The sequence below is a fragment of the Kaistia sp. 32K genome, assembly GCF_016629525.1.
Taxonomy (GTDB): Bacteria; Pseudomonadota; Alphaproteobacteria; order Rhizobiales; family Kaistiaceae; genus Kaistia.
Genome location: NZ_AP024269.1, coordinates 426,123 through 441,935 on the forward strand (window position 1 = coordinate 426,123; position 15,813 = coordinate 441,935).

At 67.0% G+C, this 15,813-nt stretch carries 13 protein-coding genes and 1 tRNA gene; 13 read left to right on the top strand and 1 reads right to left on the bottom strand.

Annotated elements, in window-relative coordinates; translation table 11 throughout:
• Positions 1-57 precede the first annotated feature (57 nt).
• The 8 genes from hisD to K32_RS01885 all read left to right on the top strand — a co-directional run bounded on the left by hisD (position 58) and on the right by K32_RS01885 (position 8,174).
• Positions 58-1,350 carry a histidinol dehydrogenase gene (gene hisD, locus K32_RS01850; protein WP_201402390.1) on the top strand — a complete coding sequence of 431 codons (1,293 nt, stop codon included), beginning with the start codon at positions 58-60 and terminating at the stop codon, positions 1,348-1,350.
• A gap of 37 nt (positions 1,351-1,387) precedes the next feature.
• Positions 1,388-1,879 carry a UPF0262 family protein gene (locus K32_RS01855; protein ID WP_201402391.1) on the top strand — a complete coding sequence of 164 codons (492 nt, stop codon included), beginning with the start codon at positions 1,388-1,390 and terminating at the stop codon, positions 1,877-1,879.
• A gap of 72 nt (positions 1,880-1,951) precedes the next feature.
• On the top strand, positions 1,952-2,362 hold the full coding sequence (locus K32_RS01860) for a low molecular weight phosphatase family protein (RefSeq protein WP_201402392.1): 411 nt from the start codon (positions 1,952-1,954) through the stop codon (positions 2,360-2,362).
• 169 nt (positions 2,363-2,531) lie between these two features.
• On the top strand, positions 2,532-3,155 hold the full coding sequence (locus tag K32_RS01865; protein ID WP_201402393.1) for a Maf-like protein: 624 nt from the start codon (positions 2,532-2,534) through the stop codon (positions 3,153-3,155).
• A 15-nt stretch (positions 3,156-3,170) separates the two neighbouring features.
• Complete coding sequence (yacG, locus tag K32_RS01870; RefSeq protein WP_201402394.1) at positions 3,171-3,386, top strand: DNA gyrase inhibitor YacG; 216 nt, start codon at positions 3,171-3,173, stop codon at positions 3,384-3,386.
• Between the two features lie 167 nt (positions 3,387-3,553).
• Positions 3,554-3,629: transfer RNA gene (locus tag K32_RS01875), tRNA-Phe, on the top strand.
• 287 nt (positions 3,630-3,916) lie between these two features.
• Positions 3,917-5,029: an efflux RND transporter periplasmic adaptor subunit gene (locus K32_RS01880; protein ID WP_201402395.1), complete on the top strand. Its 1,113-nt coding sequence runs from the start codon at positions 3,917-3,919 to the stop codon at positions 5,027-5,029.
• A 4-nt stretch (positions 5,030-5,033) separates the two neighbouring features.
• Positions 5,034-8,174: an efflux RND transporter permease subunit gene (locus K32_RS01885; RefSeq protein ID WP_201402396.1), complete on the top strand. Its 3,141-nt coding sequence runs from the start codon at positions 5,034-5,036 to the stop codon at positions 8,172-8,174.
• 76 nt (positions 8,175-8,250) lie between these two features.
• On the opposite strand, the gene K32_RS01890 is transcribed toward K32_RS01885, so the two are convergent.
• Complete coding sequence (locus K32_RS01890; RefSeq protein WP_201402397.1) at positions 8,251-9,354, bottom strand: helix-turn-helix transcriptional regulator; 1,104 nt, start codon at positions 9,352-9,354, stop codon at positions 8,251-8,253.
• 206 nt (positions 9,355-9,560) lie between these two features.
• Between K32_RS01890 and K32_RS01895 the strand changes: the two genes are divergently transcribed.
• The 5 genes from K32_RS01895 (at position 9,561) to rbbA (ending at position 15,813) form a co-directional block, all read left to right on the top strand.
• A complete protein-coding gene (locus tag K32_RS01895) occupies positions 9,561-9,860 on the top strand; it encodes a DUF1294 domain-containing protein (protein WP_371813020.1) in 300 nt (99 codons plus the stop codon).
• 128 nt (positions 9,861-9,988) lie between these two features.
• Positions 9,989-10,327, top strand: coding sequence for a hypothetical protein (locus K32_RS01900; RefSeq protein WP_201402398.1), 339 nt, complete (start codon positions 9,989-9,991; stop codon positions 10,325-10,327).
• Positions 10,328-10,737: 410 nt separating this feature from the next.
• Positions 10,738-11,865, top strand: a complete 1,128-nt coding sequence (locus K32_RS01905; protein WP_201402399.1) for an alpha-hydroxy acid oxidase — start codon at positions 10,738-10,740, stop codon at positions 11,863-11,865.
• Between the two features lie 160 nt (positions 11,866-12,025).
• Complete coding sequence (locus K32_RS01910) at positions 12,026-13,075, top strand: HlyD family secretion protein (RefSeq protein WP_201402400.1); 1,050 nt, start codon at positions 12,026-12,028, stop codon at positions 13,073-13,075.
• Positions 13,072-15,813, top strand: a complete 2,742-nt coding sequence (rbbA, locus tag K32_RS01915) for a ribosome-associated ATPase/putative transporter RbbA (RefSeq protein ID WP_201402401.1) — start codon at positions 13,072-13,074, stop codon at positions 15,811-15,813. The genes K32_RS01910 and rbbA overlap by 4 nt, the downstream gene beginning before the upstream one ends.

The window sequence follows — 15,813 nt, forward strand, 5'->3', positions numbered from 1 at the left end:
TTTCCCCTCCGGCCGAACCGCGCTAGAGACGTCGCTCGCATTGAAGGAGCCGTCGTCTTGGCCATTCGCCTGTCCCAAACCGATCCCGATTTCGAGACGCGCTTCCGGGCGCTGCTCGCCGCCAAGCGCGAGGTCTCGGAAGATGTCGACGCCACGGTGCGCGGCATTCTCGCCGACGTGCGGGTGCGCGGCGACGCCGCCGTGCTCGATTACACGGCGCGCTTCGACCGGCTGCAGCTGACGGCGGAGGGCCTTCGCGTCTCCGAGGCTGAATTCGAGGCGGCGGAAAAGGCCGTCGACGAGAGGACCCGCGCCGCGCTGGTGCTCGCCCGCGACCGCATCCGCTCGCACCACGCCCGCCAGAAGCCGCAGGACGACCGCTACACGGACGCGCTCGGCGTCGAGCTCGGCTCGCGCTGGACGGCGATCGAGGCGGTCGGCCTCTATGTGCCGGGCGGCACCGCCTCCTATCCGAGCTCCGTGCTGATGAACGCGGTTCCGGCCAAGGTCGCCGGCGTCGATCGCCTCGTCATGGTGGTGCCGACGCCCGACGGCGTGATCAATCCGCTGGTGCTGGTCGCGGCCCGCCTCGCCGGCGTCGACGAGCTCTACCGCATCGGCGGCGCGCAGGCGGTGGCGGCGCTCGCCTATGGCACGGACACCATCCAGCCCGTCTACAAGATCGTCGGCCCCGGTAACGCCTATGTCGCGGCGGCGAAGCGCCAGGTGTTCGGCACGGTCGGCATCGACATGATCGCCGGGCCTTCGGAAGTGCTCGTTATCGCCGATGGCGCCAACGATCCCGACTGGATCGCGGCCGACTTGTTGGCCCAGGCGGAGCATGACACGGCGGCGCAGTCGATCCTGATGACCGACGATCCCAAGCTCGCCGACGCGGTCGAGCGGGCGGTCGAGCGCCAGCTGAAATCCCTGCCGCGCGGCGAGACAGCCGCGGCGAGCTGGCGCGATTTCGGCGCCGTCATCGTCGTTTCGTCGCTCGACGACGCCGTGCCGCTTTCCGACCGCATCGCCCCGGAGCATCTCGAGATCGCCGTCGCCGATCCGGATCCGCTGGTCGAGAAGGTGCGCAATGCCGGCGCCATCTTCGTCGGCCGCACCACGCCGGAAGTGATCGGCGACTATGTCGGCGGCTCCAACCACGTGCTGCCGACGGCGCGCTCGGCCCGCTTCTCGTCGGGCCTGTCGGTGCTCGACTTCATGAAGCGCACCTCGATCCTTCGGACCGGGCCGGAGCAGCTGCGCGTGCTCGGGCCGGCGGCGATCGCGCTGGCCGAGGCCGAGGGACTGGGCGCGCATGCCCGCTCGGTGGCGATCCGCCTCAATCTGTAGCAGGATCGGCCCGCGATCGATGGAAGCGGATCCAACCATGGCGGAAGCGACGGCGCCCGGGATCGACGGCCGGCTCGTCGCCGTCGATCTCGACGGCGCGACGCTTGGCCGTGCCTCGGCCGATGTCGACCATGAGCGCAAGATCGCCATCTACGATCTGGTCGAGGACAACCGCTTCACGCTGCCCGATCATCCCGCCAAGGCGTACCGGCTGCATCTCGCCATCCGCGAGAACCGGCTGGTCTTCGACGTGCGCGACGAGAAAGATGCGCCGCTCGTCCTGCATGCGCTGTCGCTAACGCCGCTCCGGAAGATCGTGCGCGACTATTTCCTGATCTGCGACAGCTACTACGCCGCCATCCGCACGGCGACGCCGAGCCAGATCGAGACCATCGACATGGGCCGCCGGGGCGTGCACGATGATGGCTCCCGTCTCCTGATGCAGCGCCTCGCCGGCAAGATCCTCGTCGATTTCGAGACGGCGCGACGCCTGTTCACGCTGATCTGCGCGCTGCACTGGAAAGGCTGAACCTTGGTAACAGCCGATGCTCCGGGTGTGTTCCTGCCCCGCGACGCGCGGCCACCGACTTCGGTCCTTTTCATGTGCGGCATGAATGCGATCCGCTCGCCGATGGCGGCGGCGATCACCGGCCAGCTGTTCCCCCGCCTCTATGTCGCCTCGGCCGGCGTGCGCAAGAGCGATCCCGATCCCTTCGTCACGGCCGTGATGGAGGAGAGCGGGCTCGATCTCTCGCGCCATCGCCCGCACACGATCGAGGAACTCGAGGACACGAATTTCGATCTCGTGGTGACGCTGTCGCCGCAGGCGCATCACCGCGCGCTGGAGCTGACGCGGACCATGGCCGTGGTGGTCGAATACTGGCCGACCCCGGACCCGACACTCGTCTCCGGTTCGCGCGAGCAGATCCTCGACGCCTATCGCGACGTGCGCGACCAGTTGCGGACGCGGATCAAGGAGCGCTTCGGCTGGGCGCCGCTGCCGAGCGGCTAGGCGAGGGGCGACGGAGGGGCAAGGGGAGAGGTCAGGGGAGGGGCAGGCCGCGCCAGCGGCGACGCTGTTTCCTTGATCGGGCAATTCGGCTACGGTCCGGCCGCCGCGCGCCGCATTCCGGCGTTTCCTGGCGGCACTCTCTCTCTTGGATCCTCGACCGGACGGAAGAATGACAGGCACCCCCAAACTCCTGCTTGCATCGGGCAGCCCGCGACGGCTGCAACTCCTCGCCCAGGCAGGGTTGGAACCGGACAGCCTGCTGCCGACCTCGGTCGACGAGACGCCGCTGAAGAACGAGCTGCCGAGGAGCCTCGCCAAGCGGCTCGCCCGCAGCAAGGCGGACGCCGCCCGCGCCATGGCGGCGCGCACGCCGGAATTCGCCGACAGCTACATTTTGGCGGCCGACACCGTCGTCGCGGTCGGCCGGCGCATCCTGCCCAAGGCCGAATTCCACGACCAGGCGGCGGAATGCATCCGCCTGCTTTCCGGCCGCTCGCACCGCGTCTACACCGCCGTCTGCCTGCTGACGCCGAAGGGCATCATCCGCCAGCGCCTGGTCGAGACCAAGGTGCGCTTCAAGCGGCTTGGCCGGCCGGAGATCGATACCTATCTTGGTTCCGGAGAATGGCGCGACAAGGCCGGCGGCTATGCGATCCAGGGCATCGCCGGCACCTTCGTCGTCAAGCTGGTCGGCTCCTACACCTCGGTCGTCGGCCTGCCGCTCTTCGAGACGATCGCGATGCTGGACGGGGAAGGGTATCCCGTCCGCAAGGGCTGGCTCGGGCCGGCCTGACGAGGACAGAATCTCATGACTGACGAAAAGAAGCCCGCCGCCCCGAAGGCCGCGGAAATCCTGCCGCTGCGCGCGCCGCGCCCCTGCGCCAATTGCGGCAAGGACACGGTTCGCGCCTTCTATCCGTTCTGCTCGAAGCGCTGCAAGGACATCGACCTGCACCGCTGGCTTTCGGGCGCCTATGCGATCCCCGTGGTCGAGCGGGACGCCGGCGACGGCGAGGAAGACTAAGCCGGCGCGAGGCGGTTCGGCCGGCCTCTGCGGGCCGCCCGAACCGATATTCGCGAGGTTGTTCACAGGCCTGCATCTTCTGCGCAACGCCTCTGGACACGTTCTGAAGCGTCGCCTATAAGGCCGTGACTTCGCGAGCGGGCCACCTCATCGGCCCCGCTCGCTGGGCCCGGATAGCTCAGTTGGTAGAGCAGCGGATTGAAAATCCGCGTGTCGGTGGTTCGAATCCGCCTCCGGGCACCACTTATTTCTCAGGAAAATTCAATGACTTGAGTGGTGCGCATCGTCCCGAGCGGCGAAGCGCATGGCGCAATTGTTTTGCGCGCGATTTCCCCGGTTTTCGTCCCCTTCGCCTGCGCCGCGCCTGCCTGACGCCGGAGGAAACGCCATCTGGCGTCTTGCTGCCTTCCTAGGGCAATTCTTCATTTCTTTACATCGATCGCTATAGTGTCCTCGCGCTGCGGAATGATCCCTCTGCTTGTGGAGGATGATCCCGGCGGCCTTTGCCATGCTTGAACAGGATATCGAAGATGAGAATGCAGATCATCGCGGTGGCGGCGGTTCTCGCTGGAAGCCTGACGTTCGGGCAGCCGGCCGAGGCCCAGGACGCCGCGTCGCTTCGCGTCGGTACCCTGGCGGCGACGCCGCAGCCCATCAACCCGGCCAAGGAGTTCGTCGGTCGCATCGAGGCGCGCGAGCGCGTCGATGTTCGCGCCCGCATCACCGGCTTCCTGCAGGACGTGCAGTTCGAGGACGGCCAGATGGTCAAGGAGGGCGATCTCCTCTACCGGATCGAGCCGGAGCCGTTCCAGGCAGCGCTGTCGCGCGCACAGGGCGCGCTCGACCAGGCGCGCGGCCAGGCGGCCTATGCCGACCAGCAATATGCGCGGGCCGAGGAACTCCTGAAGACCCAGACCGGCACCGTCGCGTCGCGCGACCAGCGCCTCGCCGAGCAGCTGACCGCCAAGGGCAACGTCCAGATCGCCGAGGCGAACGTCCAGACCGCGCAGATCGATCTCGGCTACACGGAGATCAAGTCGCCGATCTCCGGCCTGATCGGCCGCACCGCCGTGACCAAGGGCAATGTCGTCGGCCCCGACCGCGGCGTGCTGACGACGATCGTCAGCCAGGATCCCATGAATGTGGTGATCCCGGTCAGCCAGCGCGAATTCCTGAAATTGAAGAGCGACGATCGCACGGCGGCCAAGCAGGAACTCACCGCGCTGATCCGCTTTTCCGACGGCTCGGCCTATGATTTCCCCGGCAAGATCGACTTCGTCGACGTCTCCGTCGATCGCGCCACCGACAGCGTGACGATCCGGGCGGTGGTGCCCAATCCGAACGGGCGGCTCATCGACGGCCAGCTGGTCAAGGTGACGATGGAGCTCGAGAAGCCGGTCGAGAAGATCCTGGTGCCGCAATCGGCGTTGCTCGCCGACCAGCAGGGCTTCTACGTTTTCGTGGTGGAAGACGGCAAGGCCGCCATCCGCCGCGTGACGCTCGGGCGTGAAGTCGGCGTCAACGCCAGCGTCGAAACCGGCCTTTCGTCGGGCGACCAAGTGATCGTCGAGGGCATCGCGGCGCTGCGCCCCGGCGCGCCGGTCTCGGCCTATCCGGCCACCGTGCTGCCGAAGGCGGGCTGAGCCGATGATCTCCTCGCTCTTCGTCGACCGGCCGCGCTTCGCCATCGTCATCGCGCTGGTGACGGTGATCGCCGGCCTGCTGTCGCTCTTCGCCATTCCGATCGCGCAATATCCCGACATCGTGCCGCCGCAGGTGTCGGTGACGACCTTCTATCCCGGCGCCTCGGCCGCCGTGGTGGAATCGACCGTCGCCCAGCCGCTCGAAAGCCAGATCGTCGGCGTCGACAAGTCGATCTACATGAAGAGCGTGTCGGGCAATGACGGCAGCTATACGCTGACCGTGTCGTTCGAGCTCGGCTCGGACGCCGACATCAACGCCGTCAACGTCAACAACCGCGTCCAGGTGGCGCTCTCCAAGCTGCCGCAGGACGTGCAGAAGCAGGGCGTGACCGTCAAGAAGCAGTCCTCCGCGATGCTGGGCGTCATCGCGCTGACGTCGCCCAAGGGCAGCCACGACCAGCTGTTCATCTCGAACTACGCCACGATCAACCTGATCGACGAGATCCGCTCGACGCCGGGTGTCGGCGAGGCGACCTTGTTCGGGCCGCAGGACTATGCCGTCCGCGCCTGGGTGCAGACCGACCGGCTGACCGGCCTCGGCCTGACCACCTCCGACATCGTCCAGGCGATCCAGGGGCAGAACGTGCAGGCCGCCGTCGGCCGCATCGGCGCGCGCCCGATCTCGGACGACCAGCAGCTGCAGCTCAACATCCAGACCAAGGGCCGCCTGTCCTCGGTCGACGAGTTCAACCAGATTATCATCCGCACCAATCAGGACGGTTCGGTGCTGCGTCTCTCCGACGTCGCCCGCGTCGAGCTCGGCGCCGCCAATCTCGACCGCTCGACCCGCCTGAACGGCCAGCCGGCGACGCTGATCGGCATCTACCAGTCGCCCGGCGCCAATGCGCTGACGACGCTCGCCGCCGTCAAGCAGAAGCTCGCCGAGGCGCAGAAGCAGTTCCCCGACGACCTCGCCTGGAGCGTCACCTACGATCCCACCACCTTCGTCACGGCGACGATCGACATCGTCATGCACACGCTGTTCGAGGCGTTCGTGCTCGTCGTGCTGGTGGTGTTCCTCTTCCTCGGCAGTTTCCGCGCCACGCTGATCCCGACCATCGCCGTGCCGGTCAGCCTGATCGGCACCTTCATCGTGCTGAACGCCATCGGCTATTCGGCGAATACGGTGTCGCTGCTCGCGCTGGTGCTCGCGATCGGCATCGTCGTCGACGACGCGATCGTCGTGGTCGAGGCGGTGGAAGCGAAGATGGAGGCCGAGCCTCACCTGACGCCCGCCGAGGCCACCAAGGCGGCGATGGGCGAGATCACGGCGCCGATCATCGGCATCACGCTCGTGCTGCTGTCGGTCTTCGTGCCGGTCGCCTTCATTCCCGGCATCACCGGCGAGCTGTTCCGCCAGTTCGCGGTCACCGTCGCCGTCTCGATGCTGCTCTCCGCCATCAACGCGCTGACGCTGTCGCCGGCGCTCTGCGCGATCCTGCTCAAGCCGCATCACGGTCCCCGTCGGGGTCCGATGGGCGCGGTGATGCGCGGCATCGACCGCGTGCGCGATGCCTATGGCTCGGTCGTCGCCCGGCTGCTCCGCATCTCGATCATCGGCCTCGTCATGGTGGTCGCGTCCGGCATCGGCATCTACCTGCTGAACGGCGTCACGCCGACCGGCTTCCTGCCGGAAGAGGACCAGGGCGCCTTCTTCGTCGTCGTCCAGACGCCGGACGGCGCCTCGGTCGGCCGCACCAGCGCGGCCGTCGCCGAGGTCGAGGCGATCCTGAAGCAGGAAGAGACCATCGCCGACACGTCGTCGATCATCGGCTTCAACTTCGTCGACGGCTATTCGCAGCCGAACGCCGCCTTCGTCATCGCCACGCTGAAGCCGTTCGACGAGCGCAAGGGCGCCGATCAGTCGGCCGCGGCGGTGATCGAGCGGCTCGGTCCGAAGTTGAAGACCATCACCGGCGGCTTCGCGCTGCCGCTCGCGCCGCCGCCGATCATCGGCCTCGGCACCGGCGGCGGCTTCACCTACATGCTGCGCGCGCTCTCCAACAACGACCCGACGGCGCTGGCGCAGACGCTGCGCGGCTTCCTGGTCGCCGCCAATCAGGATCCGCGCCTCGCAAACGTGTTCTCGTCCTTCTCGGCTTCGAACCCGTCGATCTATCTCGACATCGACCGCGACAAGGCCGAGATCCTCGGCGTCGACATCTCGGCGATCTTCCAGGCGCTGCAGACCTCGCTCGGCGGCGGCTATGTCAACGACATGAACCTGTTCGGCCGCACCTGGCAGGTGCAGGTTCAGGCCGAGGCGCAGGATCGCCGCGCGATCACGGACATTGACCGCATCAATGTGCGCAGCCGGACCGGCGAGATGATCGCGTTGCGCAGTCTGGTCGAACCGAGGCTGGTGCTCGGCCCGCAGGCGCTGATCCGCTACGACAACAAGCTCGCCGTCACGATCCAGGGCAGCCCGGCGCCCGGCGTCTCGTCCGGCCAGGCGCTCGCGGCCATGGAAGAAGTCGCCGCCCGCGCCTTGCCCACCGGCTATGGCGGCGCCTGGACCGACATCGCATTCCAGGAGAAGCGGGCCGAGGGGCAGACCGCCATCATCCTCGGCTTCGCGCTGCTGTTCGCCTTCCTGTTCCTGGTGGCGCTCTACGAGAGCTGGACCATTCCGGTGCCGGTGCTGCTCTCCGTCTCGGTCGCGGTGCTCGGGGCGTTCTTCGCCATCCTCGTCGGTCGCCTGACGCTCGATCTCTATGCCCAGATCGGCCTGATCGTGCTGATCGGCCTCGCGGCCAAGAACGGCATCCTGATCATCGAGTTCGCCAAGGAGCGGCGCGAGCACGGCATGCCGCTGATCGAAGCGGCGATCGAAGGCGCGCGGCTGCGCTTCCGCCCGGTGATGATGACGTCGTTCGCCTTCATCCTCGGGCTGGTGCCGCTCGTCTTCGGCACGGGCGCGGCCATGCTCGCCCGCCGCCACGTCTCGACGCCGGTGTTCGGCGGCATGCTGGCGGCCTCGCTGGTCGGCATCTTCGCCATCCCCGCGCTCTACGTGATCTTCCAGGGACTGCGGGAGCGCATCAAGGGAACGGGTGTGGCGAAGGCCGGCGGATCCGAGAAATGAGGAAGATCGTATTTCTGGGTCTGGCGGCCATGGCGATCATCGCAGCCGGACCTCGACGGGGACCGATCCGTCGGGCCTAGCGGTCGCGCAGGGCGTGGGTGAGCGCCACCAGTTCATGCTGCTTGTGCGTGTCGGTCTTTGCGAAGGCGGAGCGGAGCTGGGCCCGGATGGTATGGGGGGAGACACCCCAGGCGGCGGCGAGGCTGCCGAGATTTTCGCCCTGGCTGAGGGCGACGACGATGCGGATTTCCGCCGGCGTCAATCTGAAGTGTTTTTCCAGTTTCTCGACGAGGGCGCCGCAGGGCGCCAGGAGCGGCTGTCGGCGCAGCAGGACGAGGAAGTTCCTGTCGGAGGTGAACAGGGAGCCGACGCCCTTTGTGTCGGGCGGCCGTCCGGTGAAGGGAAGAACCGAGATGGTGAGCGGCATCTCCGGGTGATCCAGGTGCAGATCGCCGGCCGATCCCGTCGCGGCTTCGCCGAGGCGTTGCTGGAACTGCGCCTGGAAGCGCGTCGAGGCGAAGCGGAACCGGTCCGCCCCGTCGATGGTGACCGCATTGTGCTGGCCGAGGAGTTCCGTCGCGGCCGTATTCAATGCGAGCACGCGCCCCTCCTGGTCGATGATGAGGGCGGGGAGTGCGAGTGAATGCAGCAAGGATGTGTTCTCGTTGAAGGTGTTGGCGTATTTTGCAAGCGCGCGATTGACGTTCAGCGTCTGACGCATCCGTCTCGTCAGGCCGTCCAGGATGGGGGCCACCTTGGCATGCATGGCTTCGGCGTCCTGGCTGCTGAAATGGACGGCCAGCGTGGCCTTCCGGTTGCTTTCGCTGAACAGATGGACGCCGGTAGCGCTGTCCGCCGCGCCTTCCGGGCGAAGCATGTCGTTGTAGAACTCCGTCCGGTGAAGCTCCGGGAGCGGCAGATGGTGGTCCGTCAAGGCGATCTCACCCAGCCGGATTCGGCCGAGCAGAGGGAGCCAGGGCGAAATCGAGGCGAAATATCCGGCATAGTTGCGGAGGCTTTGCTCGCTAAAGCCGGCGCTGTGCATGGGCGTGCACCAGGTGAGATCATCGTCGAAAGCCTGGAAGATGATCTTGCTGTCGCCGGTGTGGCGGCTGAGGCGATCGATGAACTCGCTCCAGCGGGACGGGTCGAGGGCGGCGGAATCGAGGATCTCGCTCAATTCCGAAACGATCGCTGTCGTCGTCGCTTTCATTCCGGTCATATCCGTCTCTCCGGTAGAGAGAATAGCCGATCCATGGTTGTGGATGAAGCGTTCGTTTCCGGAGGTTGTTCGGATCCGAAGAAGGCCGGCGGCGGGGTCGGCGTTTGGCGGGCGCGCGCAACCTGCAGGATCCCGGCGACCCGCGAGGCCCCGATTTCATGGTGATGTCCATCGACCCCAGGCTGCTCGCCGTCGCGCTCTATTGGGTCGCCGTCAATCTCGCCTGCTTCGTCGCCTTCGCATGGGACAAGCGATGCGCCCGGCGGGGGCTCCGGCGCATCCCGGAGCGAACGCTTCTGATACTTGCCGGCATCGGCGGTTCGATCGGCGCCCTGGCAGGCCAGCGCCTGCTTCGCCACAAGACGCGCAAGCAGCCATTTCGCGCGCGGCTGATGGCCATCGTCGTCCTGCAGGTCACGGCTCTTGCGGCGCTCGGAGCGGTGTCCGCCTGGGCCGGGGCGTGACCAACGGCACAGCAATTCGGCAGAATCAAATCAAATCATTGCGTTCGGTTGATCTGTATTCCGTTAGGGAAACCTTCGCGGGAATTTGCTAGCTGTGAGCGGAACACTTCGCAAAACGGGAGGCAATGATGCGAATAGAGATATTGGCGCTGGCCGGACTGCTTGCGGCTTGCACGACCACCCAGCCCGCACGGGTCGCCACCAGCGGCCTGGATCAGGCGCGCCAGGCCTGTCAGACCGCCTATGATTCGGGCCGGATCACGACGCGCGAGGCGCGCGCGAAGTGTCTCAACAATGCGGAAAACCAGTTCCCGGCCGACTTCCCCGACAAGAAATTGCTCCAGCAGCAGCAGTCGCTTCGCCTGAGTCTCGCGAAGCAGGTCGACAGCGGTCGGCTGACGCAGGCCCAGGCCGAGGCGCAGTATGTCAGCTCCCTGAAGCGGATTTCCGCGAAGGCGGGCACCTGACGGCCCCGAACCGCTCCCCTTCGTGACGACGGAAGATCGCGAAGGGGATCGCGGGCGCTGGCAATACGGGCGTGACGGCTTCGTCGCCGTCCGGCGCTTTCGGCCGTCCGGGCGTCGGCGACAGACCTGTCGAAGATTTTGTGCGGGGCGCGTCGTCATCGTTCCCAGCCTGCTGACGCAGGGGTGGGCTGGCGATTTGCCGTTCTCGCGATGCGGCTGTGCCGACGCGGCGCCGCAATCACGACGATTGCCGCTTTTTCGTCTCGCCCGCGCCTTAACCTCTTCAACTACCGTGCTTATCTTGCCTGACGTGTTGGTTCGGTGGATGCATGGAAGGGTTGATCATGGGGTTTGGATTCTCGCGGCGTGATTTCGTCAAGGTTGGAGCTGTCGCCGGCGCGGGAATGATCGTGACCCAGAAATCGGCGGAGGCCGGACCCGCCAAGGCCGCCAAAGCCGCCACGACCGCCAAGGCGGAGGCGCCGGCATCGGTCGCCGGCTACCGGCAGCCGACCGGCGAAGAGACGCTGTCGATCGTCAATCTGAACGATCTCGAGGCGGAGGCGGCGAAGGTCCTTCCCAAGGGCGGCTTCGCCTTTATCTCTTCCGGTGCCGACAATCAGGTGACGCTGCGCGACAACCTCGCCGCCTTCGAGCGCATCCAGCTCCGGCCGCATTACCTGGTCGGCAAGCCGGCGCCGGAGACCAAGGTCACGCTCTTCGGCCAGGAACTCACCCTGCCGGTGATCACCGCGCCGATGGGCGCGCACGGTCTGGCGCATGCCTCGGCCGAGCTCGGCACGGCGCGCGGAACCGCCGTCGCGGGCACGCTGATGACGGTGAGCACCGCCGCCAACAAGACGCTCGAGGATGTCGCTAGCGCCTCGACCGGGCCGAAATGGTTTCAGCTCTATCTGCAGGAAGACCAGGGCAAATCGCGCGAGTTGATCCAGCGGGCCGAGAAGGCCGGCTATTCGGCGATCGTCTTCACCATCGACGCCTTCGCGCCCGGCTCGTCGGACGAGGCGAACCGCCTCGGCTTCTCGTTTCCCCCGAGCCTGCCCTTCGCCAATACCGGCACGGCGACGTTCAAGCCGAGCCTGACGTGGGAAGACGTCGACTTCATCAAGGAGACGACCGACCTGCCGTTGATCCTGAAAGGCGTGCTGTCGCCCGACGTCGCCGAGAAGGCGATCAAGCGCGGTGTCAACGGCATCCAGGTTTCCAACCATGGCGGCCGCCAGCTCGACGGCGTGCAGGCGGCGATCGATGCGCTGCCGGCGGTGGCGGGCGCGGTCAAGGGTCGGGTGCCGGTCATCATGGATGGCGGCGTGCGGCGCGGCACCGACGTCTTCAAGGCGATCGCGCTCGGCGCCAATGCCGTCGCGCTCGGCCGGCCGGTGCTCTACGGGCTGGCGCTGGGCGGCGCCAAAGGCGTCGAGAGCGTGTACGGACAGCTCCAGGCCGAGCTCGTCCGCACGATGACGATCGCCGGCACCGCCAATATCGCCGAGATCAGCCGGAAATACGTGCTCTAGCGGCGGGTCGGCGACGCCTCGCCGGCGGTTGCGCCGGTCTCGTAGGACAATCGGACGCAAGCGCAATTCACCGGCGGCGGTGGCGGCGAGGCTTTCCCAAATCGCTTCGGTGCCCGATACTGCCGGTTGAGTCTGCGTCCGACATGCGAGGTATCGAGCGATGCGTCACCCTTGGCCAAGAGCGGCGCTGGTCGCGTTTCTGGCGGTCTTCGCCACCGATGCGGTGACGACGCAGCTGGGAGCCGGTTCCTGGCTCGTTTCGGAAGCGGCGGCGCAGAACAAGCTGAAGAGCCTGATCGACCGGCTGCGCGGCAATCCGCTGCCGGCCGGCATCGCCCAGTCGAATGGCCGCATCGAGGGCCAGGAGATCGACATCTCCAGCAAATATCCGGGCCGTCTCGCCTCGGTCGACGTGCATGAGGGCGACACGGTCGAGGCCGGCCAGGTGGTCGCCCGCATCGACGACCGCGAATATCGCGCGCAGCTCCTTGGCGCCCAGGCGCAGGTTCTGCGCGCCGAGAGCGCGCTGAGCGAGGTCGACGCGCAGATCACCCAGCGCGACAGCGACCGGGCGCTCGCCCAGGCGAGCTTCGACCGCATCAACGCGCTGTTCCAGAAGGGGCACGCGACGGCGCAGCTGCGCGACGAGGCGCAGAACAAGCTGAACGTCGCCAACGCTGCCTACCAGGCGATGGTCGCGGCGCGGGCGCAGGCGGAATCGACGATCAAGGCGGCGGAAGCCGACGTGTCGCGGCTCAACGCCATCCTCGAAGACATGGTGCTGGTGGCGCCGCGGCGCGGCCGCGTGCAGTACGAGCTCGCCCGCGCCGGCGAGGTGGTCGGCGCCGGCACGCGCGTGCTGACGCTGCTCGATCTCTCCGACATCTCGATGTCGATTTACCTGCCGGCCAAGGACGTCGCCGGCATCGGCATCGGCGACGAGGCGCGCATCATCCTCGATCCGATTCCCGACTACGTCATTCCCGCCACCGTCACCTTCGTCTCCGGCGAGGCGCAGTTCACGCCGAAGACCGTCGAGACCAAGGACGAGCGCGAGAAGCTGATGTTCCGCGTCAAGCTCCAGATCCCGCGCGCGCTGGTCCAGCGCTTCGAGAAGCAGGTCAAGGTCGGCGTGCGCGGCACCGGCTTCGTGCGCACCTCGCTCGACGCCGAATGGCCGGAGAGCCTCAAGGTCAACGTTCCGCAATGAGCGAGCCCGTCGCGCGGCTCGAAGGCGTCACCCATCGCTACGGCAAGCGGCTCGCCGTCGATGCGCTGAACCTCGCCATTCCGGCCGGCTGCATGGCCGGGCTGATCGGTCCGGACGGCGTCGGCAAGTCGACCGTGCTGGCGCTGCTCGCCGGCGTGCGCAAGCTGCAGACAGGCTCCGTGCAGGTTCTCGGCGGCAACATGGCCGAGAAGCGTTTTCGCGACGAGGCCTCGCCGCGCATCGCCTACATGCCGCAGGGACTGGGCCGCAATCTCTATCCGACGCTGACCGTCTTCGAGAACCTCGACTTCTTCGCCCGCCTGTTCGGCCAGGGCGCTGCCGAGCGGCAGGCGCGCATCCACGATCTCCTGACCGCGACCGGGCTCGACCCGTTCCCGGACCGTCCGGCCGGAAAACTCTCCGGCGGCATGAAGCAGAAGCTCAGCCTCTGCTGCGCGCTGATCCACGATCCCGATTTCCTGATCCTCGACGAGCCGACGACGGGCGTCGATCCGCTGTCGCGGCAGCAGTTCTGGGATCTGATCGACACCATCCGCGCCCGCCGGCCGCAGATGAGCGTCATCGTCGCCACCGCCTATATGGACGAGGCCGAGCGCTTCGACTGGCTGGCGGCGATGGACGACGGCAAGGTCATCGCCGAGGGCTCGCCGGCGGAAGTCCGCGGCCGCGCCGGCAAGGAGACGCTGGAAGAAGCGTTCATCGCGCTGCTGCCGGAGGAGAAGCGCCGGGGCTATCAGAGCGTCGTCGTGCCGCCGCGCGTCGTCGCGCCCGACGAGGTGCCGGCGATCGAGGCGGAGGGACTGACCTGCCGCTTCGGCAACTTCACCGCCGTCGACAACGTCTCCTTCCGCATCTCCAAGGGCGAGATCTTCGGCTTCCTCGGCTCGAATGGCTGCGGCAAGTCGACGACGATGAAGATGCTGACCGGCCTGATCACGCCGACCGAGGGCTGGACCAAGCTGTTCGGCCAGTCGCTTACCGGCAACGAGATGGAGATCCGCCAGCACGTCGGCTACATGTCGCAGGCGTTCTCGCTCTATACCGAGCTGACGGTCCGCCAGAACCTCGACCTGCATGCGCATCTCTTCCACATTCCGGCGAACGAGATCGACGCGCGCATCGAGGAGATGCTGACGCGCTACGATCTCTCCGAGGTGGCCGACGCACTGCCCGACAGCCTGCCGCTCGGCATGCGTCAGCGCCTGCAGCTCGCTGTCGCCGTCATCCACCGGCCGTCCATCCTGATCCTCGACGAGCCGACCTCGGGCGTCGACCCGGTGGCGCGCGATTCGTTCTGGCGCACGCTGATCTCGCTCGCCCGCGACCACGGCGTGACGATCTTCATCTCCACCCATTTCATGAACGAGGCGGCCCGCTGCGACCGCATCTCGCTGATGCATGCCGGCAAGGTATTCGCCGTCGGCGCGCCGCAGGAACTGGCCGAGCAGCGCGGCAAGGCGACGCTCGAGGAGGCCTTCGTCTCCTATCTGAAGGAGGCTTCCGGCATTCCGGAGGAAGCGCCGGCCTCGACCGAGGCGGAGACGGTGGCGGTCGCGACCGCGATCCCAACGACCTCGCATGCCGCAGCCCGGCCGCGCCGCTTCGATCCCGGCCGCCTCTGGGCCTATGCGCGGCGCGAGACGATGGAGCTTCTGCGCGACCGCATCCGGCTCTGGTTCGCGCTGTTCGGCCCCGTCATCCTGATGATCACCTTCGGCTATGGCATCTCGTTCGACGTCGAGAACCTGACCTTCGCCGCCTATGACCAGGACAAGACGCAGGAAAGCCGCCAGCTGCTGGAGAACTTCTCCGCCTCGCGCTACTTCAGCGAACGTCCCGACATCGCGTCGAGCGCCGAGCTGCAGAGCCGGCTGAAGAGCGGCGAGGTCAACATCGCCATCGAGATCCCCTCCGGCTATGGCCGCGATCTGAAGGCGAACCGCCAGCCCGAGGTGTCGGTGACGGTCGACGGCAGCATGCCGTTCCGGGCCGAGACCGCGAAGGGCTATGTCACGGGCCTCGCGACCGGCTATGCGAGCGAACTGATGCGGCAGAGCGGGGCGGCGGTGCCGGCGATCTCGATGGAGACGCGCTTCCGCTACAATCAGGCCTTCAAGAGCGTCAACGCCATGGTGCCGAGCGTCATCATGCTGATGCTGGTGCTGATCCCGGCGATCATGTCGGCGATCGGCATCGTGCGCGAAAAGGAAACCGGCTCGATCGCCAATTTCTACTCGACGCCGATCAGCAAGCCGGAATTCCTGCTCGGCAAGCAATTGCCCTATATCGGCGTCTCGCTGGTGAGCGCGGCGGTACTGTTCCTGCTGGCGCTGTTCCTGTTCCGATTGCCACTCAAGGGATCCTTCTCCCTCTTCGCCATCGCGACGCTCGTCTATCTCGTCGCGACGACGGGCTTCGGGCAGCTGGTCTCGACCTTCACCAAGTCGCAGGTGGCGGCTGTTGTCGCCACGGCGATCATCGCGATCGTGCCGGCGGTCAATTTCTCCGGCCTGATCATCCCCGTCTCGTCGCTGACCGGCAGCGGCCGCGCGCTCGGCCTGGCCTTCCCGCCGGCCTGGTATCAGCCGATCAGCGTCGGCGCCTTCACCAAGGGGCTCGGCTGGCTCGACCTCTGGCCCAATCTGCTGGCGCTGGTGGGCTTCTGCCTGCTGTTCTTCGCGCTGTCGCTCGTCCTCCTGCGCAAACAGGACACCTGA